Here is a 21,135-nt window from a genome sequence, read left to right as displayed (position 1 = left end):
CAAAAAAATTGCAGATAAGGTAAATCTCACATCAGATTTCCTGGTGTAACGAATTTTCAAGTGCTTCTTGCATAAGCAAGTTTGATCCCGACCCGTAGGGCCGGGATTTTTTTCGGCCATTTTTAACGGTTTACTTCTGTTACACTAAAATCATGAATATCCAGCTCGAATGCTTCAGCTAATTCATGCCATGTATGATATTCCCGTCCGTCTACGCTCACCCGCTCAGGATCTTCCTGGCTACGGTGAACCTCGCTTTCGCTGATTTCATTGATGGCCGCCAGTAGCGCATCTACATCGACGCTCACTTCGCGCTTGGCCGTATCACTGTACTCTTTTGCCGTTTTCATCTTCACTACCTCACGGGTTCCTGACAGCCTAAGTATAGACCGTTGAGAAAACCAGCAAACACGCCGGCAAGGCGCTGTCAGACGCAGAAAATTGTTCTACACTGGCACAAAGCGACAGGAGGAAAACGATGAAGGTGAATGATCGGGTAACCGTTAAAACGGACGGCGGTCCCCGCCGACCGGGCGTGGTACTGGCAGTGGAAGAATTTAGTGAAGGCACAATGTACCTGGTTTCGCTGGAGGATTACCCGCTCGGCATCTGGTTCTTCAATGAGTCAGGTCACCAGGATGGTATTTTTGTCGAGAAGGCGGAGCAGGACTAATTGAGCCGGACTGGAGGTACATTGCCAGTCCGGATTTCTCAGCGCATGTTAACAAAAATGCCGTTAGTGACGTTATCTGTCAGCCGCACTACGTGATAGATCACTTGTTTATTATGCGTTTTTATCTTTCTTTTTATATTCCCCTTATGGGAGGATACTGTTTTTGCTTTAATATTCATTCTGTCAGAAATCTGAATGGTTCCCTGACCTTCCATCCACATTCGCAACATGCTGGATTCAGTTCGACTTAACGATAATGTTGGTAAATTTATGGTTCCTGAAATACCCGACTCTTTTTTCAGAATATCGCCAAGAAGGGTATCCAGCGAGTCAGGTTTAATCGATTTCGAGCTAATCAATAAGTTTTTTCTTACTAATAAATATTCATCAAAATGCACATTAGCAATTGCCATAAAAACAATAAATAACGTGTCAGGATGTTGATTAATGATTTGCTTTATTTGTTGACTGTCTGAAGGCGTATGAATGAAACAGTCCTCATTAATAAACACCACCGAAGGCTGATGCGCGCCACAAGCGATAGCGAGTTCGTCAACGGTTTCGATGTCGTTGATTTCCCTTTTTTTCACCCCTCTGCTGACCAGATACCCGCTTAACCCTAGCCGGGTGTAACTGCACAAATCCATAATAATCGTTGACATGGCATACCCTCACTCAATGCGTAACGATAATTCCCCTTACCTGAATAACTCACCATAATCAGACGGAACACGAATAGTCACCTTAGACAACGCTTACGCGGTTTTTCAGGCGAACTTACTATCCCGTAAAGTTACATATAATTTGCCAGGAATCATCTTAAAGTAAAGTGAATGTTGCGTTATGTGAGTGAAGTAAAAACAAATAAGGGGCAGCGGATATATCCTGGTGAATGTTTTTTAAAATTTATTTTCGGATAAACCTTAGTAAAACAGGATAAAAATTATGGGTTATTATTTATCGGCATCTCGCTAACAATATCAGCAAGCAAATTGAAAATTTCGCTGAATAAATGTTCGCAAAACGGCGCAATTAATGGCATTAGCGCGGCCATCAGCATAATGCCGACGGTGAGGGTAAGCGGGAAACCGATAACAAATATCGAGAGCTGCGGCGCCATGCGGTTTAATAGCCCCAGCGCCAGGTTGAGCGTAAGCAGGAGGGTAATGACCGGCAATGCCAGCATCAGTCCGTTTAAGAAAATGAGCCCTCCGGCCCTGGCGAGCGCCATAAATGCATTACTGTTCACCGGGTTACTACCGATGGGCAGAGTGTGGAAGGTATCGACCAACAGCGAAATAAGCCATAAATGGCCATTAAAGGTGAGAAATAGTAGCATGGCGAGCATATCCATAATACGCGCCAGAACCGGCATATTCAGGTGGCTGCCCGGGTCGACGAAGGTGGCAAAGGAAAGCCCCATTTGCAGACCGATAAACTCACCTGCGGTACGCACCGCCGCAAAGGCAAATTGCATGGTAAATCCCAGCGCAATACCGATCAGAATTTGTTGCATCGCCAGCCATAAGGCGGCAATAGAAAAAAGCGGCGTATCGTTTGCCGGTAGCGACGGCGCGATAACGAGGGTAATCATTATTCCCAACCCCAGTTTTACCCGCTTGGGAATAGCGCGCTCGCTGAGAATGGGTGCCGTTGAAATCAGCGCCAGTACGCGCAGCAAAGGCCAGAAATAGAGATGCAGCCAGTATAGCCATTGCTCGCTTGTAACCTGTATCATCGTTCTGTTTATCCGATGATATAAGGTAAATTGCTGAACAGAGTGCGTACGTAGTCCAGCAGCAGGTTGAGCATCCACGGGCCGGCAATGATAATTGCGATGAATACCGCGACGATTTTAGGGATAAACGACAGCGTCATTTCATTAATCTGAGTCGCGGCCTGCAAAATACTGATAATGAGGCCGGTAATCAGCGCGACGAGTAACAGCGGCGCAGCCAGGGCGAGAGCGACTTTCATCGCCTCGGTCCCCATCATCATGACGGATTCAGGAGTCATTTTGCGCCTCTAACTGTAAAAGCTTTGGGCCAGCGACCCCACAAGCAATTGCCAACCATCGACCAGCACAAACAGCATCAGCTTAAACGGCAGGGCGATTGTCGCTGGCGGCACCATCATCATCCCTAACGCCATCAATACGCTGGCGATCACCAGGTCGATAATCAAAAAAGGGATGAAAATCGTAAAACCGATCTGAAACGCCGTCTTTAATTCGCTGGTGACATAAGCGGGCAGGAGGATACGCATCGGTACTGCTTCCGGTCCCTGTAACGGACCGCTATTGGCCAGACGGGCAAACAGCGCCAGATCGGCTTCGCGGGTTTGGCGCAACATGAACGCGCGTAACGGTTGCGCGCCTTTATCCAGCGCTTCCTGCATAGAAATTTTCTGCTCGCTAAACGGCTGGTAAGCATCCACGTAAATCTTGTCAATGACGGGCGACATAATAAAAAAGGTCAAAAACAACGCCAGTCCGAGTAACACCTGATTTGGCGGTGCCGAGGGCGTGCCCAGCGCGTTACGCAACAGGCCAAAAACAATGATGATACGCGTGAAGCTCGTCATCATCAGTAAAATCGCCGGCAGAAACGTCAGCGAGGTGATGAAAACCAGCGTCTGGACGGATAATGACCAGCTTTGGCCTCCGCCCGCTAATGGTTGGCTGATAAGCCCCGGCAGTTGCGCAGCAGCGGCGGGACTAAAAAGCCACAGACCCGCCAGAGAAAGGAATAACAAACGGCGCATCAGGATCTCCCGGAACGCTTGAGTAAGCTCTTCATCATGTTCTGGAAATCCGCCGGTGGGGCAACGGGTGCTTCCGTGTCATTCTCCGCGGGCGGGAGGGTGTGCAGCAGGTTGATCTGCGAGGCGGTCACGCCCAGTACCAGACGCGCATTTTCGACCTCGACAATCACCACGCGTTCGCGCGGGCCAAGCGAGGCGCTGGCTGACACCTTCAGTCCCCGGACGCTATTTCCTTTTGGCGCGAATCCCATACGCTTAATCACCCAGGCCGCCGCCAGAATGAGCGCAATAATGCCAATTAATGCGCCGCTCACCTGCATGAGCGGCGATCCGGCTGGCGCGGTGGGCTGAGAAACCGTGGCCTCTGTCTTCATCATTAACGACTCAAACGACGCATACGCTCGGATGGCGTAATAATATCGGTGATACGTACGCCGTATTTATCCGCCACGACGACCACTTCACCCTGGGCAATCAGGTAGCCATTAATCAGGATATCCAGCGGCTCGCCCGCCAGCCCGTCCAGCGCGACGACCGACCCCTGCGTCAGACGCAGCAGTTCTTTAATGGTCATTCGCGTGCGGCCCAGCTCTACGGTCAGTTTGACCGGGATATCCATAATCAGATCGATATCCTGCATAGCACCGCTGACATCGCCGCCGCCAAGCTGTTGGAAAACCGCGTCGGCGGCGCTTTTATTGGTGGTCGCTTTTTGCTCGTTTAACGCGTCAGCCCACAGATCATCCAATGCGCCAGTATTCTCATCGGACGGATTATTCATGTCACTCATTTGGGCTGTTCCTCATTCAGCGAATTCAAAATTGGGTTGATCAAATGTTCTACGCGTAGCGCATACTGTCCGTTTACGGTGCCATATTGGCTGGTGAGTACCGGAACGCCGTCCACATGAGCAATAATGCGGTCGGGTTTTTCAATCGGCAGTACATCGCCGGGTTTCAGCTTCAAAATCTGGGAAAGACGCAACGGAATATCGGCAAAATTGGCCACCAGCTCCAGTTCAGAGTGCTGAACCTGGCGGACCAGGTTATCACGCCAGTTCTGATCTTCATGGCGCGAGTTTTCCAGCGGCGGATTCACCAGCAGCTCACGCAGCGGCTCGATCATGCTAAATGGCAGACAGATGTTAAATTCACCGGTCAGATTGCCGATCTCCACATGAAACGGCGTATTAACGACGATATCGTTCGGCGAGGTGGTGATATTGGTAAATTTCACCTGCATTTCGGAACGCACATACTCCACTTCCAGCGGATTAATGGCTTTCCATGCGTCGCTATAGCCTTCCAGCGCCAGTTTCAGCATACGGTTGATGACACGCTGTTCCGTATGGGTAAACTCGCGGCCCTCGACTTTGGTCGGAAAACGACCGTCGCCGCCGAACAGGTTATCGACGGCAATAAACACCAGACTCGGCGAGAACACCACCAGCCCGGTGCCGCGTAGCGGCTTCAGGTGGATCAGGTTCAGGTTGGTCGGTACCGGCAGGTTACGCGCAAATTCGTGATACGGCTGAATACGTATGGCACCCACGGTAATATCCGGGCTGCGGCGCAGCAGGTTAAATAATCCCATCCGGAACTGGCGTGCGAAACGCTCGTTAATAATCTCCAGCGCCTGCAAGCGTTCACGCACGACGCGACGCTGGGTATTGGGATCGTAAGGGCGAATATCGCTATCGCTTGCGATACCGGGAGTGGGTTCGTCTTTGGTGTCGCTGTCGCCGTTCAACAGCGCATCGATTTCAGCCTGAGAAAGAATACTATCGCCCATATCGTTACCGCAGAATAAAAGCTGTATAAAGCACGTCAGTGACGACCTGTTTTGGTTGTCCGGCAACGAGCGGCGCGGCCAGCGTCTCTTTAATGGCGGCAATCAGTTTTTGTTTGCCAGCTTCTGTTGAGAGCTCGGCGGCGTTCTGACGGGAAAACAACAGCAGCAGACGGCTGCGCACTTCCGGCAGATATTCATTTAATCGCGCGCGCGTCGCTTCGTCTTTCAGACGCAGGGTCACGCCGATATACAACACGCGATCCGCATCGCCCAGATTGACGGTAAACGTATCCAGCGCAAAAAATACCGGCGCAGGCGGCGGAGCCGGTTCCGCTTTAGCGTTCGTGGTCGGTTGCTGCTGCATACGCCAGTAGCTATAACCGGCGGTCGCGCAGGCGGCGAGGGTAATCAACACCAGCAAAGGTATCCAAATCGAGCGTTTGCTCTTTTTGTTAATCGCGGAGTCAGTCATCTGATACGGGCTTCCTGTTTCGGTACTGCTTATTGGCTGATTATCCCGTGTCCTGTCCACGACAAAGCGTGGAAAAGACGCGGATAATCATGCTACCTCTGGCGTTAGGCGAAGATATCCACTGCGCCATTGCCGCGCGCGGCGGCCTGAAGCGAGGCCGGCGCCGCTAACGCTATGTCATCTTCAGCGCCAAACGCGTCCGGGTGTTGGGCGCGGGAAGACTGTTGTTGCGACGAAGACTGCTGCTGTCCGGCAAAGCTTTCGCTACTGATACTGCTTTGTCCCAACTGAATGCCGCTTTCCGCCAACTGGGTGCGCAACATGGGTAGAGCGGCTTCCAGCGCGGCGCGGACATGGCTGTGCGGCGATACCATCTGGAGCTGCGCCTGATTGTCATCCAGCTTGAGCGAAATATGCACCTGACCTAACTCTTCCGGATGCAATCGAAGCTGCGCGCTTTGCTGTCCCTGACGCGTAAATAACATGACCTGCTGACTGAACGTTTGCTGCCATTCATGGCTGCCTAACGGCGCGCTGAGTACCGGGGCTGAGGCGACAGGTAGCGGTTGCGGTTGCGCCGTGGCGCTGCTGAGCGTCGGCATTGCCGCGCCATGCGTTACTGGCGCGGGCGGGCTATCCACCTCCACTTTCGCGCTGGTCGCGGCGGCAGCGACCACCAGCGGCGTCAGTGCTGGACCCGTGGCGCGATCGTCGCTGGCGCGCGCAAGCGACGCCTCGGTTTTCCCTTTTTCATGCTCGCTAAAAGAGAGCGTATGTGTCTCTTCCTGCGGCGCCGATGGCATGTCGCCGCGCAACAGTGACGGCAAGGCGATGTGATTTTCAGCCGGCGTCTCTCCGGCGACAGGCGTCGCGACAGGTTGTCCGGGCAGCATGGCGAATAAGGCGCTCAGACTGGCAAGATCCTCATCGCTCAGCGCGGGCGTTTTCTCATCATGCTGCGCCGTCTTACTCAGTGCGGCCAGAGCGCTGGTTTTCAACGATGGCGTTAGCGTAGACAGTAGATGCTGCGCTTGTGTCAGATCGGTAAGCGTTTCATCCGTCGCATTCGCTTTTTGCGCCAGCAGGTCGGCAAGCTTTACCGCCTGGCCCGGCTCGCCATGTTGGGTCAGTAACCCTTTCGATAATTTGCCGCCTGCCGCCTGTAAATCGGCCAGCGTGATGCGGGCGTCTTTGCCCTGTGCGCCGTCTGCGCCTAACGCGCCCGCCAGGAGCGCCAGAAAGTCCTCGGCTGAACCGGTGGTTTTTCCTGACGTCAGACCCGCGGTCATGTCGGTATCGGTGGTGATCAGTTGGGGCAGGGTGATCATTCGGGTTTCCTCATTGCTGCACGCTGAGCAAATTCATCCATCTTTTTCTGATCCATGCGGTTTTCAGCTAACAGCGCTGCCGCGGTTTGTCGGTCCTGTAAGGTTTGCCAGGCCTGAAGTCGCTGCTTTTTCTCACGCCAGCTCTTCAGCGCCAGGTCGACTTTTTGCGTCCACTGCGTAAGCTGGAGGCGATGCTGCTCTATCGCCTTTTCCAGTGTCTGAATAAACTGCTGATAGTTGATCCAGCGATTACTGGCGATGCCGTTGCCCATATCGGTGTTCAAATTACTGCGATACTCATTCTGATAATCGATCAGCATTTTGAGCTGTTCTTCCGCCTGTTGGCAGCCGCGACGCATTTCGCCCAGTAAACGCGCCGCGTCATCTACCTCTTTTTCGGCCAGATCTTTGAGTGTTTCCAGAGCGCCATGTTGTGCCATGATCGTCGCCCTCCTGCTTTATCACACCGTCGGGAAAATTAAATCGAGCGCCTGCAGAGAGTCTTCCCAGTCGGCCCGTTCAAAAATGCCTTGCTGTAAAAACGCTTCCAGTTGCGGCCATAAGGTAATGGCTTTATCGAGCATCGGATCGCTGCCTTTGGCATAGGCGCCGACGCTGACCAGATCGCGGTTACGCTGGAAACTGGAAAGCAACTGTTTAAATAGCCGTACCCGCGCATAGTGCTGCTCGGTAATGAGCGCGGTCATCGCCCGGCTGATTGACGCCTCGATATCAATGGCCGGATAGTGCCCGGCCTCCGCCAGACGGCGGGACAAGACAATGTGCCCGTCGAGGATTGCGCGTGCCGAGTCGGCAATGGGATCTTGTTGGTCGTCCCCCTCGGTCAACACGGTATAAAACGCGGTGATAGAGCCGCCGCCGTGGATGCCATTACCGGCACGTTCGACCAGCGCCGGCAGCTTTGCGAACACCGAGGGCGGATAACCTTTGGTGGCTGGCGGTTCGCCGATTGCCAGCGCAATTTCACGCTGCGCCATCGCATAGCGCGTCAGCGAATCCATAATCAGCAACACATGCTGTCCGCGATCGCGAAAGTCTTCGGCGATGCGGGTGGCATAGGCGGCGCCCTGCATTCGCAGCAGCGGCGAAACATCCGCCGGGGCGGCAATCACCACCGAACGCGCGCGACCGTCGGGGCCGAGAATATTTTCGATAAAATCTTTAACTTCGCGGCCACGTTCGCCGATAAGTCCCACGACAATCACGTCCGCCCGTGTGTAGCGCGCCATCATGCCAAGCAGAACCGACTTACCGACGCCGGAACCGGCAAAGAGTCCCATACGCTGACCGCGCCCTACGGTTAACAACGCGTTGATAGCGCGTACGCCGGTATCCAACACATGTTCGATTGGCGTTCGCTGTAGCGGGTTAAACGGCGGCGTGATTAACGCGCCGGTTTCCAGCGTATCCGGCGCAGGCAGTCCGTCGAGCGGTTTACCGCCGCCATCCAGCACCCGACCAAGCAGGGCCGGGCCGAGCGGTAGCTGTTTGCCGCTTTGCAGACCGTCGCCATGCCCGTTACGGGCGTAAACGCGGGCACCGGGCAGAATGCCTTCGACCTCTTCCAGCGGCATTAAAAACAGACGCTGGCCGTTAAAACCGACGACTTCCGATTCCACCTCTTTGGTTTCAGGGCCGTCCTGGCGCTCAATAATGCAGGTGGCGCCCAGCGGAAGCTGGAGACCGGTGGCCTCCAGTACCAGGCCAGTGGCGCGGGTTAAACGTCCATAACGACGCACCGCCGGCAATAACGCCATTTTGGCTTCAAAGTTGTCGAGCGCGGTAAGCCAGCGGGTCAGGCGCGTGGTCATCAGAGCACTCCCGGCGCCGCCAGGCGACACAACTCTTGCCAGCGAGTGGCGACGCTGGCGTCCAGATCGCCCTCATCGGCAGAGACTTTACACCCGCCGTGATGCAACGTTGGATCGCCGCGCAACCGCCATCCGTGAAGACTGAGCGTGGCGCCCAGCATCTCTTCCACCCGCTGTAAGTCGTCCGGATGCACGCGCAACTGCGGCTTGCCGCTAAAGAGCGGCTCTTGCTGCAACAGTTGTTGGATCTGTTTAATCAGCGCTGAGTTGTCCACCGCCGGCGTTTGGCCGATGACCTGACGTGCGGCCTCCAGGGCCATTTGCATCAGCCGTGAGGCGATAACGCTATCGAGCGCGTCAAGCGTGTTCTGAAACTCGCTCACTAACTGCTGCATACGGGCATGAATCGGCGCCTGCTGCGTCTGCGCCTGGGCTTGTCCTTGCTCCAGCCCCTGCGCTAACCCTTCCTGGTATCCCTGCGCGTGTCCTTTTTGCCGTCCCTCCGCCAGCCCGGCGTTATAACCTTGTTCATGGGCCTGTATTTTTAGCTGCGCCAGCTCCTGCTCCAGCTGCTGTTCGGCAGTGAGTTCGGGCTCCGGCGTATCTTCTGTCAAGGTCACGTTATCAGCCTCAACCGGCACAAACGTTTCTGGCGGCGGGGCGAGATCGTCGGGGGTCCAGACTTGCCACGGCAATTCATTAGACATAGGTATCCTCGCCGCTGCCAATCACCATTTCGCCGGTTTCCGCCAGACGACGCACAATAAGCAGAATCGCTTTCTGCTCGTTTTCCACCTGAGACAGACGAACCGGGCCACGGTTGGCAAGGTCGTCGCGCAGGATATCGGCGGCGCGCTGGGACATATTGCGCAGGAACTTCTCGCGTAATGGCGGTTCGGCGCCTTTCAGAGCGATCAGCAGCGATTCGGAATCCACTTCCTGCAACAGACGCTGGATACTGCGATCGTCCACATCCACCAGATTTTCGAACAGGAACATCTCGTCGATGATTTTCTGCGCCAGTTCGCCGTCGAATTCGCGCACAGCGGTAATAACCGCTTCTTCCTGCTGCGTTTTCATCAGGTTGATAATTTCCGCCGCGGTTCTTACGCCGCCCATTTTGCTGCGTTTCAGGTTCTGACCGTCGAGCAGGCCATTCAGCACTTCGGTCAACTCCGCCAGCGCCGCCGGCTGTACGCCGCCAAATGTCGCGATACGCAGCATCACATCATGACGCAGTCGTTCGTCAAACAGCGCCAGAATATCGGCGGCCTGACTGCGTTTAAGGTGGACCAGAATGGTGGCGATAATCTGCGGGTGTTCGTCGCGAATCAGGTCGGCGGCGCTCTGCGGTTCCATAAAGTTGAGCGTTTCGATACCGCTGGTGGTATCGCGCGTTTCCAGAATATCTTCCAGCAGGCTGGAGGCGCGTTCTTCGCCCAGCGCTTTAACCAGTACGGAGCGCAGGTATTCGTTGGCGTTGATATTCAGCGCGGCGAACTGCTCCGCTTCTTGCTCAAACTCTGATAGTACGTCCGTCAGTTGCTTGTTGGAAATCTGACGCACGTTAGCCATCGCCGTACTTAACGCCTGTACTTCGCGGGTGGAGAGGTGTTTAAACACCTCTGCCGCCCGGTCTTCGCCAATGGTCATCAACAAAATGACGCTTTTATCGGTACCGCTAAGATTACTCATGATCGTTACTCATCCACTGGCGAATGACCAGCGCCACAACGCGCGGATCGTTGTCTGACATTTCGCGAATACGCTGGCTCATCACCTCGGCGCCCAGACGCTGGTTAGCCCGGCGTTGCTGGAGCTGCTCGTCTTTGCTAAGGCGTACTTCCACGGCTTCTTCGGTTTCCTGGCGAACCTGCGCCTGTTCCTGCGCCGCTTTCGCTTCTTCAACGCGGCGCGTCAACTGCGGACGTACCGCTTTGCGCCACAGAATCCAGGCCACCACCAGCACCAGCAACCAGCGACCTGCCGCGAGCAACTGATCGATAAAGGACTGCTGTTGCCAGAAGGGCAGTTCGCCGCCGGTGTTATCCACTGCGCTAAACGGTGAATTCACCACATTTAGCGTATCGCCGCGTTTATCAGAAAAACCCATCGCCTCACGGGTTAGATCCTCGATCTGTTTCATCTGATCGGCGGTCAATGGTAGCGGTTTGCCATCCGCCAGCGTTTTGTAATTCACCACGACGGCCACGGAGAGACGCTCAATATCGCCCACATTCATTTTGGTGTGACGAATGGTGCGGTCCACTTCGTAGTTACTGGTTTCATTACGCTGTGTACTGCGCGGGCCAGCACTGTTACTGTTGGTACTGGTGCTGGTTTGTGGCGTATTCTGCGCGTTTTGTTGATTGGTCGGCGGCGTGGCGATCGGCGCCTCGTTAGGCGGCGCTGGTTGGTTCGACAGCGCGCCAGGCACGCCGCCGGGATAGCCCGCGCCTACCTGTTCGCTAATATTCAACTGACGTGAACGCAGGGTGGCCTTCGACGCATCGCCGTTCGGGCTGTAGTGCTCTTCCGTCTGCTCTTTATTGGCAAAATCCAACTGGGCGGTTACCTGAGCGTGAACATTACCGTTCCCGACGATAGGCGACAGAATGGCTTCGATACGGCGTTGGATGCGGCTTTCCACATCATTAGCAAATTTTAATTGCGCGTCATTAAGGTCGCGACCGCTGGTATTGGATTGCGTGAGCAGATGACCGGATTGATCGACCAGAGTGACGTTTCCTGGCGGCAAACCGGCGACAGCGCTGGAAACCAGATGTACCACGGCGCTAATTTGTCCTTCATCCAGCGCCCGTCCCGGTTCCAGTGTGACGGTGACGGAGGCGGAAGGGGATTTTTGTTCCCGCACAAATAGCGACGGCTTTGGCATCGCCAGGTGAACGCGGGCGCTTTTTACCGGCCCCAGCGTCTCGATCGTCCGGGCCAGTTCACCTTCCAGCGCGCGCTGATAATTCACCTGCTCGCTGAACTGGCTGATACCGAATTTTTCCTGATCAAGCAGTTCAAAGCCTACCGCGCCGCCTTTAGGCAGTCCCTGCTGCGCCAGACGCAGACGCAGTTCATGCACTTTGTCGGCGGGCACTTCAATCGCGCCGCTGCCATTGGCAAAGCGATAGGGGATATTCATCTGGGTCAACTGCGCGACGATCGCGCCGCCGTCCTGATCGGAAAGGTTGCTAAATAGCGTGCGGTAATCGGGCGTTTTGGCCCACAGCACCATCGCAACGACGATCGCCACGGCGGCGGAACCCGCCACAATTAACGGAATTCGGGGATTCGCGCGTAGGCGATTAAGCCACTCGAGAGGTTTAGGTTGGGTTGCAGTCGATGCAGTCGCACTCATCTCGCACCTCGTGACTGATCGTGGACGGCGTTTTTTGCAAAGTGGAACAAGACTCACTCCCGGGTCAGCAAACTCGAAAAATTGACGGTCTCATTATTTGTGGTTTCGAATTTTTCTATGCGCTAAAAACCGAGGTTTTTTATCGTTATTTAACGCCTTTATCTTATTGACAAACTGGTAATCTCTGCTGCGTAAAAAATCATCCAGGGGAATAGCATGGCAGCAATACAGGGGATTGAAGGGGTTATTAGCCAGTTACAGGCGACGGCGATGGCCGCGCGCGGGCAAGAAACGCACTCGCAGTCGACGGTGAGTTTTGCCGGCCAGCTACATGCTGCGCTGGATCGTATTAGCGACAGACAGACGGCGGCGCGCGTTCAGGCGGAAAAATTCACTCTGGGTGAGCCGGGCATTGCGCTTAATGACGTGATGGCCGATATGCAAAAGGCGTCCGTCTCCATGCAAATGGGGATTCAGGTGCGCAATAAGCTGGTCGCCGCGTACCAGGAAGTCATGTCCATGCAGGTTTAAGCCAGGGCTGACAACCCATCCGCAGCGAACTCCCGGGTGCTTACCTAAGTCAGCGGCGGGGAACGCGACGCCCATGCAACCAGTGCGTGATTATGTGGGCTTATTTTTGCGAGGCGCGCTCATTTTATTGATAAGCGGGTTGCACATTGTTGCAGGGACTTATTAAAAATAGGGTACGCCTGTTTACTGACGCCATTCATTCCTACTATTCGTTCTGACGCTATTGTCATTGAGTTTGCAATCCAGAATGTTCCTGCAATATATGCGCCGTTGCGATAATACACGGTAAATTCTTTATTAATGCCTGGAATATCTGTTTCATGGAGATCCAGTATATACCCATACGGGGACAGATTATCAGCGAGACAGCGGGCAATGGCGCTCGGATGTGCATTGACCACTGTGACGGGTGAGTAACGGGCAGCGGCAAGACAGACGACTCCAATAATGGAGATGAAAATAATTTTTATCATTTTTTTGGCTTCTGCTGTGCATAAATAAATCATCACCTGATAATGTCAGTGAGTAAAAATATAAATACCTGATAGTCTTTTATGACGTAGAGGGAAAATAATAATTATTTTATGTTTTGCTTAAAATAGTCATGGGTTTTTCATCGGCTCAAACAAAATTAAAACGGTATACGTTATATAATAGATTTATGCCACGGCGCACAAGACGACCTTGTCTGATTTCTTTTATGCGTTTTAGATTTTTGCCGGTTATGCCGTAAAAGGTCTCCCGCCGTAACGTACAGCGGGAGTATGCGCTTATTTTTGAATCAGATAACGAATTGTCGGGCCATCCTGTTGGATATCCAGCACCGTATAACCGTGATTGCGCGCATCCAGTGGAATATTATTAATGGACTGCGGACAGTCGCTCACCACTTCCAGGATCTCACCTTTTTTTAGCTGCGGCATCGCTTCCAGAGTGGCGACCGCCGGGTACGGGCAAGGTTCGCCAACCATATCCAGACGGTAATCAGGGACGATATTTTTCATACAGATTCCTTAGCAGGCGTCAGCCCCGCACGGCGGAAAAAACGTTTTTCCCAGCCGATAATTAACATCAGCGCGGCAAATAATAACAGGTAGGTGACCAGCAGCCCCCCCAGCGGACCAAAGGTATTCAGCAGGTTAACTTTATCCCAACTGGTCGCCAGCGCGGGCGCGAAATCATCCCAGTAGTAAGCCAGGATGGTTGAACCGATGACATTGCCGAGGCCCACCCACCAATAATGCACCTGGCCTTCTACGGCGCGGTACATCCAGCCGGTTTCGCAGCCGCCCGCCAGCACGATGCCAAAACCGAACAGCAGTCCGCCAATGACCGCATTCGGGCCAGCCCACATAATTTTAGGTGCAACGCCCAACTGCACGTAGCTGAAAATACCAATGGCGCTGACCGCCATGCCGAAAATAATCGCTTTCGCCATATGGGCGCGTCCGGAGATCCACAGGTCGCGAAAGGCCGAAGTAAAGCAGATTTGCGCGCGCTCGATCAGCAGCCCAAACCCGACGCCGAACAGCATCGCCAGCCCCAGTTTCGGCTGATGCATTGCCGTTAATAACGCCCAGCCAATCATGCCGATAAAGACCAGCATACCGAGCCTGAAACGCCGTCTTGCCTGATCCGGTTTCTGCGTCAGTGGCGAAGCCGCGGAGACCTTTTGCATTTTCACCGGTATGCGAAACATCGGCAGCAACGTAAAGCGGGCGCCGAACCAGGAGCCGATAGCGGTCGCCAGCGCAAAGAACCACGCGTGTAGGGAGAACTGCGGGATTCCGGTAAAAAAGGCGGCCAGGTTACACCCCATCGCCAGACGCGCGCCGAAGCCAGCGATCATGCCTCCGACCACCGCCTGTACGATACGGATTCGGCTGCGCGGCATACGCAGTTTTACGTTGTTGGCCCACAGCGCCGCGGCGAAACAGCCGCCGAACATGCCGAGGATCATCATGCCGTCGATACGCGTCAGCGGCGTACCTTCCAGATGAATCAGCTTGTAGTAGCCCCACTGTTCGGCATGAACGCCAAAAAGCTGCAAAATTTGCCCGCCCCAGCGGGTAAATTCGCCCGTCACGGCCCAGAACGTGCCGGTGATGCCAAAATAATAGGTAGAGAGAATACCGGCTGCGATCACCGCAGGGGCCGGCGCCCAGAATTTAATTAACCAGGTTTGCTTGAAGTGTTGCCATGACATGTGTTTAGCCTCTGAACTCAGAAGGTGTGAAACAAGAAGTGCGCATACTACACCGATCACAGAATTTGCCTACACCTAATAAGCGGTAATACCGACTGGATCAAATTGCGGCCAGCGCCTGGAAAGGCTGGCGGCGTCAGGGCTTTAATGCCACAATTCCTCTTTCTTCTGATGCAGGATGAATGATGAAAAAAGTAGCGATCGTTGGCGCATTGCTGGTTCTGGCCGGATGCGCCGAGGTGGAAAACTATAATGATGTGGTGAAAACGCCCGCGCCGGCCGGTCTGGAAGGGTACTGGCAGTCAAAAGGCCCGCAACGTAAGCTGGTGAGTCCTGAAGCTATCGCCAGCCTGGTGGTGACTAAAGAAGGCGATACGCTGGACTGCCGCCAGTGGCAGCGCGTTATTGCTCTGCCGGGCAAGCTGACCATGCTCTCCGATGACTTAACCAATGTTACGGTTAAGCGTGAGCTCTATGAGATTGAGCGCGACGGGAATACCCTGGAATATGATGGCATGACGCTGCAACGGGTCGCTCGTCCGACGCCGGAGTGCGCCGCCGCGTTAGAAAAAACGCCGCTGCCGACGCCGCTGCCGTAATTTCGCTTCCCGGCAGCGCTCTGCCGCCGGGAACGCTCATCACACGTCCTCAATGACCCACACGCTGACGCTGCCTGCGTTGCAGAAGAACGTCGCTTCGCCTTGATCATTAGTTACAACATGCTCACTGCGGTTTCCCAGAAAATCACGCCAGGTCTTGTTAGCGTAATTGTCGCCGAGCAGGAGGGTTTTTTCACCGTCGTCGCCATTGGAAAGTACAACCACACAGCCTGGATTCTCTTCAGTACCGCTGCGACTAAAGGCGATACAGTTAGGATGATCGAAAAAGAGTGTTTGTATACCGTGCGCAAAACGCTGACGAGCGAGGATCAGCCGATCCAGTTGGTTAATCACCGGCATGTCGACCCGACAGGTCTCGCCATTTTCGCCGCTATCTTCATAGCTGGCGCCGTATAAATCGGGATAAAACACTGACGGTACGCCGTTTTCACGAAGCAGGATCAGCGCATAGGCCAATGGTTTGAACCAGGGTTCTACCGGCGCTTCCAGCGCCTGTAACGGTTGTGTATCGTGGTTAGCGACCAGCGTCACCGCATGAAAAGGGTCGGCTTCTACCAGAGTGCCGGTGAATATGTGGCGCATGTCATACTCCGCGCCCTGGCGCGAGGCCTCGTGAAATTTCATCTGCAACGGCGCGTCGAACAGCATGGTTTTCCCGTCGACCTGATCGATGTACGTTTGCAGTTTATCCACTTCATGCGACCAGTATTCTGCGACAATAAACAGCGGTTTTGGCGCAACCGCCTGTACATGCTCAATCCATTCTTTATAAAACCAGGCGGGTATATGTTTTACCGCGTCCAGGCGAAAGCCGTCACAGTGGGTTTGTTCCATGACCCAACGAGCCCAATATTTAATCTCTTCCGTAACCGCGTGATTGCGAAAATCGATATTTTCCCCCATCAGATAGTCGAAATTACCCAGCTCATCATCAACCTGATCGTTCCAGCCATCGCCGGTATAGTCATTGACGATCTTAAAAATGCCGTCTTCGTCGGGATTCTCGATGTGATCAATGCCGCTGAAACAGTGATAGTCCCAAATAAAGTTGGAATACTGGCCCGCGCGGGCAGGGAAGGTGTAGCGCGTCCAGCCTTCGCATTCAATGATGTTGTCATCGATTTGCGTGCGGTCATCCTGATTCACGCGCTGAACGCGGATACGTTCTTTTTCGTCTGCGCCCATTTTGTGGTTCACGACGACGTCGAGCAGCACCGCAATATTATTTTTTTTGAGCGCGTCTATCGCCGTCAGTAACTGGCGTTTATCGCCGTACTTTGTCGCGATAGTTCCTTTTTGGTCAAATTCGCCGAGGTCAAACAGGTCGTAGCTATCATAGCCTACGGAATAGCCGCCGGAGGCGCCTTTACAGGCGGGCGGTAGCCAGACCATATTGATACCGATATCATTCAGCCCATCAGCACGTTCCGCCAGCTCAGACCAGAGTTTACCGCCGTCGGGATAATACCAGTGGAAGTACTGCAATAACGTGGGGTTTTTCATCTTCCGTGCTCCAGAAGTCGTTTAGCCGACCTCTGGAGTATGGAAGAATTTTCATACGAGACGGGAAAATATTATGAGGCGCCAGGCGCATCTGGCACGAGTAACATACCGGAAAGACGCCCATAAGCGTTGTTGAGTGATTTTTGGCGGGTGGATTGTCCGATCAAACTACTCAGTTCATCCAGTCGCTGTTGCAGCAGCCCTTTCAGGAGCTGCTCATTATCCAGCGTTTGTTTGATGTATCCGGCGACCATATCCTGAATACTTCGCGTAATGCCCGGTGGAGTTTGCTTTTCCATCACCGTTTCAATACTTTGCAGATAGGAGACCTCTTGTTGCAGTAAGAGATCCCATTCACCTCGCTGCGCAAGTTCAAGCAGCGATTGACTGAGCAGCGCAATACGCTGCCAACGGTTGATAAACTCCACGGTTGAGGTCATTAACGAGACTCCTGGAAAGATGCTTTCGGTGAAATCTGTTTCCAGGCTTCTGCAATATTGCTGAGTAACCCTTCCACTTCTTCGATGGCCTGAGCGTCGTTACGCAAATTAGCCTGCAGTAAACGGCGAATCATATAGTCGTATAGCTCGGAAAGATTCGTCGCAATCTCACCGCCTTTTTCCTGATCGAGGCCGGCTTTCAGCCCGTTATCGATAATATTGATGGCTTTGCTTAACGCTTCACCTTTCGCGACAACATCGCCTTGTTCTAAAAACAGGCGAGCGCGCACCAGAGCGCTATTCGCGCCATCAAACAACATTTCAATCAACTGATGCGGGCTGGCGCTCATCACGGCGCTTTCCACGCTGACTTGCGCATAAGCTTTGATACCGCTCGCGGTGTACATGGTGACCTCTGTTATCAGGACTTGTTCATAGCTGTAAATTGCTGGGTCAAATAACTACTGGTGTTATTCAGCTTACTCATCATGGTATCCAGTTGGGTAAACTGGGCCTTGTAACGGGCAACGGTTTCATCGATGCTGTTGCTAACGGACAGGTACTGTTTTGTCAGGCTTTTCAGCGTGGCGTTAACGTTGTCCTGCGCATTATCAATAATGCCGTCATCCGCCAGATAACTTTTCACTTCGGTGGCAATTTTGGTGGTGATCCCCGTTTCTTTACCATCGCCCACCAGCAGCTCACGCGCTGCGGCTGTGTTATCTTTCAGTACTTTGGTCAGCTTATCATCATCAATCTTCAGTTTGCCGGAAGTCCCATCCTGGGTGATGCCAATTTCCGCCATTGTTTTGAACGCAGAATTACTGCCGCTATTGGCAAATTGTGCCCGAATCCCGGTCTGGATAGTACGAACCACACTATCGCCTAACAGCGCGCCGTTTTTATCGCTGGCTTCTTCGCCCGGCTCAACGGCGGTATATTTAGTTAATGAGCTAAAAGTATCCACCAGCGAGTTATAGGCATCCACCCAGGATTTAATCGCCTCTTTCGCCTTGGTATCATCTTTCGTTACCGTCACGGTCGCGTCGGTCACTTTCTTCGTCAGGGTGAGTGTAATTCCCTGAGGGGCGTCGGTTACGGTATTGCTCTGACGCTCAATGTCGATGCCGTTTACGTTCAGCTTCGCGTTTTCTGCTTTCACCAGCTCTTGCATATTGCCGGTATTGGTGGTGCTGTCATAAGCGAGTAGATCGTTAAGTTTTGTATCGCCTTCCACCGTGATCTTCATCGTATTGTCGGTACCGCTATTGGCGGTAAGCACCAACTGGAATTCGTTCTCTTTGACCTTAACGATACTGGCGGCGATACCGCTGTCGGCGTCATTGATGGCGTCACGGATCGCCTCCATGGAGGTGTCGCCTTTATCCAGCTTAATTTCCAGCGGCTCTTTACGTCCCGGCTGTTCAATTTTAATTGTCCGGGACGTGACCGACGTATCGCCCAACTGCTCTTTGGTGGTTGCGAAGGTGGTTTTTGTCGCCAGCGACTGCGCGGCGGCAAGCTGGGTTACGCTAATCTTATAAGTCCCTGCGGCAGCGCCTGCGGTAGTACTGACTTTGAGGTCCTCTGTCGTGCTGGACGCCACGGTAGACTTAAATAAATCCGCTTTATTTAACGCGGTATTTGCCGTCTGGAATTTTTCTAATGCGCTTTTCAATGTGCCATAGGCGGTTAGCTTTGCCGAATTCGCGCTCTGCTGTTTGGTAATTGGCGTTAAGCGTCCTTTTTCGTTCTTTGTCAGGTCTGTCAACAACTGGTCTAACGGTAAGTTTGATCCCACACCTAATGATGAAATTGAAGCCATGCCTTCTTCCTTTTTGATTGCAAACAGTAGTTAAGCGCGTTATCGGCAATCTGGAGGCAAAGTTTAATGATAATTTTGCAAAAATAATGCGCGGAATAATGATGCATAAAGCGGCTATTTCGCCGCCTAAGAAAAAGATCGGGGGAAGTGAAAAATTTTCTAAAGTTCGAAATTCAGGTGCCGATACAAGGGTTACGGTGAGAAACCGTGGGCAACAGCCCAATAACATCAAGTTGTAATTGATAAGGAAAAGATCATGGCACAAGTCATTAATACAAACAGCCTGTCGCTGTTGACCCAGAATAACCTGAACAAATCCCAGTCTGCTCTGGGTACCGCTATCGAGCGTCTGTCTTCCGGTCTGCGTATCAACAGCGCGAAAGACGATGCGGCAGGTCAGGCAATTGCTAACCGTTTCACCGCGAACATCAAAGGTCTGACTCAGGCTTCCCGTAACGCTAACGACGGTATCTCCATTGCGCAGACCACTGAAGGCGCGCTGAACGAAATCAACAACAACCTGCAGCGTGTGCGTGAACTGGCGGTTCAGTCTGCTAACAGCACCAACTCCCAGTCTGACCTTGACTCCATCCAGGCTGAAATCACCCAGCGCCTGAACGAAATCGACCGTGTATCCGGCCAGACTCAGTTCAACGGCGTGAAAGTCCTGGCGCAGGACAACACCCTGACCATCCAGGTTGGTGCCAACGACGGTGAAACCATCGATATAGATCTGAAGCAGATCAACTCTCAGACCCTGGGTCTGGATACGCTGAATGTGCAGAAAGCGTATGATGTATCAGCAACTGCTGCAATGGATCCGAAATCATTTACTGACGGTACTAAAAATCTTACAGCGCCTGATGCTACTGCTATCAAAGCCGCGTTGGGAAATCCCGCGGCAACAGGCGATTCCTTGTCTGCTACGCTTTCGTTTAAAGATGGTAAGTATTACGCCACTGTTGCAGGGTATACGAATGCTGCCGATACCAGTAAGAATGGTAAATATGAAGTGAATGTTGATAGTGCGACAGGTGCGGTAACTTTCAATGCAGCACCAACTAAAGCCACAGTAACTGGGGATACAACAGTAACCAAAGTACAGGTTAATGCTCCTGTTGCAGTCAGTACTGATGTTAAAAAAGCGCTAGAAGATGGTGGCGTTTCAAATGCGGACGCTACCGCAGCTAAATTAGTAAAAATGTCTTATACCGATAAAAATGGAAAATCTATTGACGGTGGTTATGCGCTTGAAGCCGGTGGCAAGTACTATGCTGCAACCTATGACGAAGGTACAGGTAAAATCACAGCTAATGTAACCACTTATACTGATTCCACGGGAGCCACAAAAACTGCGGCTAACCAACTTGGTGGCGTAGACGGTAAAACCGAAGTTGTTACTATCGACGGTAAAACCTACAATGCTAGTAAAGCCGCTGGTCACGATTTCAAAGCGCAGCCAGAGCTGGCTGAAGCAGCCGCTAAAACCACCGAAAACCCGCTGGCTAAAATTGATGCCGCGCTGGCGCAGGTTGATGCGTTGCGTTCTGACCTGGGTGCGGTACAGAACCGTTTCAACTCCGCTATCACCAACCTGGGCAACACCGTAAACAACTTGTCTGAAGCGCGTAGCCGTATCGAAGATTCCGACTATGCGACCGAAGTCTCCAACATGTCTCGCGCGCAGATCCTGCAGCAGGCCGGTACCTCCGTTCTGGCGCAGGCGAACCAGGTTCCGCAAAACGTCCTCTCTTTACTGCGTTAATCCGGCGATTGATTCA

At 53.1% G+C, this 21,135-nt stretch carries 26 protein-coding genes; 4 read left to right on the top strand and 22 right to left on the bottom strand.

Annotated features, from left to right (window positions below; genetic code table 11):
- Positions 1–122: 122 nt before the first annotated feature.
- Entirely contained in the window at positions 123–350 is a 228-nt protein-coding gene (gene yodD / locus ACLJRS_RS06060; protein ID WP_000844798.1) for a YodD family peroxide/acid resistance protein, read from the bottom strand.
- Between the two features lie 128 nt (positions 351–478).
- Between yodD and dsrB the strand changes: the two genes are divergently transcribed.
- A complete protein-coding gene (gene dsrB / locus ACLJRS_RS06055; RefSeq protein ID WP_000867218.1) occupies positions 479–673 on the top strand; it encodes a protein DsrB in 195 nt (64 codons plus the stop codon).
- A gap of 38 nt (positions 674–711) precedes the next feature.
- Here the strand turns inward: dsrB and rcsA are convergent, their stop codons facing one another.
- From rcsA to fliF, 14 genes are all read right to left on the bottom strand, one after another.
- Positions 712–1,335 (bottom strand): transcriptional regulator RcsA, encoded by a 624-nt coding sequence (gene rcsA, locus ACLJRS_RS06050; RefSeq protein WP_000103974.1) that lies wholly within the window; start codon positions 1,333–1,335, stop codon positions 712–714.
- 281 nt (positions 1,336–1,616) lie between these two features.
- A complete protein-coding gene (gene fliR, locus ACLJRS_RS06045; RefSeq protein ID WP_000616953.1) occupies positions 1,617–2,411 on the bottom strand; it encodes a flagellar biosynthetic protein FliR in 795 nt (264 codons plus the stop codon).
- An 8-nt stretch (positions 2,412–2,419) separates the two neighbouring features.
- The gene (gene fliQ / locus ACLJRS_RS06040) at positions 2,420–2,689 is read right to left on the bottom strand and encodes a flagellar biosynthesis protein FliQ (protein WP_000187354.1); all 270 of its coding nucleotides are present in this window, start codon (positions 2,687–2,689) and stop codon (positions 2,420–2,422) included.
- Between the two features lie 9 nt (positions 2,690–2,698).
- Positions 2,699–3,436, bottom strand: coding sequence for a flagellar type III secretion system pore protein FliP (gene fliP, locus ACLJRS_RS06035; RefSeq protein ID WP_001253411.1), 738 nt, complete (start codon positions 3,434–3,436; stop codon positions 2,699–2,701).
- Positions 3,436–3,813, bottom strand: a complete 378-nt coding sequence (gene fliO / locus ACLJRS_RS06030; protein ID WP_000978276.1) for a flagellar biosynthetic protein FliO — start codon at positions 3,811–3,813, stop codon at positions 3,436–3,438. The genes fliP and fliO overlap by 1 nt, the downstream gene beginning before the upstream one ends.
- The gene (gene fliN, locus ACLJRS_RS06025) at positions 3,813–4,226 is read right to left on the bottom strand and encodes a flagellar motor switch protein FliN (RefSeq protein WP_001282111.1); all 414 of its coding nucleotides are present in this window, start codon (positions 4,224–4,226) and stop codon (positions 3,813–3,815) included. Before fliN ends, fliO begins: the two co-directional genes overlap by 1 nt.
- Entirely contained in the window at positions 4,223–5,227 is a 1,005-nt protein-coding gene (fliM, locus tag ACLJRS_RS06020; protein WP_000502811.1) for a flagellar motor switch protein FliM, read from the bottom strand. The genes fliN and fliM overlap by 4 nt, the downstream gene beginning before the upstream one ends.
- A 4-nt stretch (positions 5,228–5,231) precedes the next feature.
- Complete coding sequence (fliL, locus tag ACLJRS_RS06015; protein ID WP_000132169.1) at positions 5,232–5,699, bottom strand: flagellar basal body-associated protein FliL; 468 nt, start codon at positions 5,697–5,699, stop codon at positions 5,232–5,234.
- A 104-nt stretch (positions 5,700–5,803) separates the two neighbouring features.
- Positions 5,804–7,027 carry a flagellar hook length control protein FliK gene (fliK, locus tag ACLJRS_RS06010; protein WP_000631686.1) on the bottom strand — a complete coding sequence of 408 codons (1,224 nt, stop codon included), beginning with the start codon at positions 7,025–7,027 and terminating at the stop codon, positions 5,804–5,806.
- Positions 7,024–7,467: a flagellar export protein FliJ gene (fliJ, locus tag ACLJRS_RS06005; protein ID WP_000046981.1), complete on the bottom strand. Its 444-nt coding sequence runs from the start codon at positions 7,465–7,467 to the stop codon at positions 7,024–7,026. The genes fliK and fliJ overlap by 4 nt, the downstream gene beginning before the upstream one ends.
- A 21-nt stretch (positions 7,468–7,488) precedes the next feature.
- Positions 7,489–8,859 (bottom strand): flagellar protein export ATPase FliI, encoded by a 1,371-nt coding sequence (gene fliI, locus ACLJRS_RS06000; RefSeq protein WP_000213257.1) that lies wholly within the window; start codon positions 8,857–8,859, stop codon positions 7,489–7,491.
- Complete coding sequence (gene fliH, locus ACLJRS_RS05995) at positions 8,859–9,566, bottom strand: flagellar assembly protein FliH (protein ID WP_000064163.1); 708 nt, start codon at positions 9,564–9,566, stop codon at positions 8,859–8,861. The genes fliI and fliH overlap by 1 nt, the downstream gene beginning before the upstream one ends.
- The gene (gene fliG, locus ACLJRS_RS05990; protein WP_000067735.1) at positions 9,559–10,554 is read right to left on the bottom strand and encodes a flagellar motor switch protein FliG; all 996 of its coding nucleotides are present in this window, start codon (positions 10,552–10,554) and stop codon (positions 9,559–9,561) included. The genes fliH and fliG overlap by 8 nt, the downstream gene beginning before the upstream one ends.
- Positions 10,547–12,229, bottom strand: coding sequence for a flagellar basal-body MS-ring/collar protein FliF (fliF, locus tag ACLJRS_RS05985; protein WP_001276834.1), 1,683 nt, complete (start codon positions 12,227–12,229; stop codon positions 10,547–10,549). The genes fliG and fliF overlap by 8 nt, the downstream gene beginning before the upstream one ends.
- Positions 12,230–12,445: 216 nt before the next feature.
- On the opposite strand from fliF, the gene fliE reads away from it, so the two are divergent.
- On the top strand, positions 12,446–12,760 hold the full coding sequence (gene fliE, locus ACLJRS_RS05980; protein WP_000719039.1) for a flagellar hook-basal body complex protein FliE: 315 nt from the start codon (positions 12,446–12,448) through the stop codon (positions 12,758–12,760).
- A gap of 119 nt (positions 12,761–12,879) precedes the next feature.
- On the opposite strand, the gene ACLJRS_RS05975 is transcribed toward fliE, so the two are convergent.
- The 3 genes from ACLJRS_RS05975 to yedE all read right to left on the bottom strand — a co-directional run bounded on the left by ACLJRS_RS05975 (position 12,880) and on the right by yedE (position 14,966).
- Positions 12,880–13,266, bottom strand: coding sequence for a hypothetical protein (locus ACLJRS_RS05975; RefSeq protein WP_000639596.1), 387 nt, complete (start codon positions 13,264–13,266; stop codon positions 12,880–12,882).
- 264 nt (positions 13,267–13,530) lie between these two features.
- Positions 13,531–13,764 carry a sulfurtransferase-like selenium metabolism protein YedF gene (gene yedF / locus ACLJRS_RS05970; RefSeq protein ID WP_000790504.1) on the bottom strand — a complete coding sequence of 78 codons (234 nt, stop codon included), beginning with the start codon at positions 13,762–13,764 and terminating at the stop codon, positions 13,531–13,533.
- Positions 13,761–14,966: a selenium metabolism membrane protein YedE/FdhT gene (gene yedE, locus ACLJRS_RS05965; RefSeq protein ID WP_001672650.1), complete on the bottom strand. Its 1,206-nt coding sequence runs from the start codon at positions 14,964–14,966 to the stop codon at positions 13,761–13,763. The genes yedF and yedE overlap by 4 nt, the downstream gene beginning before the upstream one ends.
- Positions 14,967–15,151: 185 nt before the next feature.
- Between yedE and yedD the strand changes: the two genes are divergently transcribed.
- The gene (yedD, locus tag ACLJRS_RS05960) at positions 15,152–15,565 is read left to right on the top strand and encodes a lipoprotein YedD (RefSeq protein WP_000754694.1); all 414 of its coding nucleotides are present in this window, start codon (positions 15,152–15,154) and stop codon (positions 15,563–15,565) included.
- Positions 15,566–15,604: 39 nt separating this feature from the next.
- On the opposite strand, the gene amyA is transcribed toward yedD, so the two are convergent.
- From amyA to fliD, 4 genes are all read right to left on the bottom strand, one after another.
- Positions 15,605–17,089, bottom strand: a complete 1,485-nt coding sequence (gene amyA / locus ACLJRS_RS05955; RefSeq protein ID WP_000795471.1) for an alpha-amylase — start codon at positions 17,087–17,089, stop codon at positions 15,605–15,607.
- A gap of 71 nt (positions 17,090–17,160) precedes the next feature.
- The gene (fliT, locus tag ACLJRS_RS05950; RefSeq protein WP_000204899.1) at positions 17,161–17,529 is read right to left on the bottom strand and encodes a flagella biosynthesis regulatory protein FliT; all 369 of its coding nucleotides are present in this window, start codon (positions 17,527–17,529) and stop codon (positions 17,161–17,163) included.
- Complete coding sequence (gene fliS, locus ACLJRS_RS05945; protein WP_000287764.1) at positions 17,529–17,936, bottom strand: flagellar export chaperone FliS; 408 nt, start codon at positions 17,934–17,936, stop codon at positions 17,529–17,531. The genes fliT and fliS overlap by 1 nt, the downstream gene beginning before the upstream one ends.
- Before the next feature lie 14 nt (positions 17,937–17,950).
- Entirely contained in the window at positions 17,951–19,354 is a 1,404-nt protein-coding gene (gene fliD / locus ACLJRS_RS05940; protein ID WP_000146806.1) for a flagellar filament capping protein FliD, read from the bottom strand.
- Between the two features lie 256 nt (positions 19,355–19,610).
- Between fliD and ACLJRS_RS05935 the strand changes: the two genes are divergently transcribed.
- Positions 19,611–21,119: a FliC/FljB family flagellin gene (locus tag ACLJRS_RS05935; protein ID WP_000079798.1), complete on the top strand. Its 1,509-nt coding sequence runs from the start codon at positions 19,611–19,613 to the stop codon at positions 21,117–21,119.
- The last annotated feature ends 16 nt before the right edge of the window (positions 21,120–21,135 follow it).

Source organism: Salmonella sp. SAL00670 (genome assembly GCF_046552235.1).
Lineage (GTDB): Bacteria > Pseudomonadota > Gammaproteobacteria > Enterobacterales > Enterobacteriaceae > Salmonella > Salmonella enterica.
Note: the sequence above shows the minus strand (reverse complement) of the source record. Positions and strands in the feature narration are given on the sequence as shown.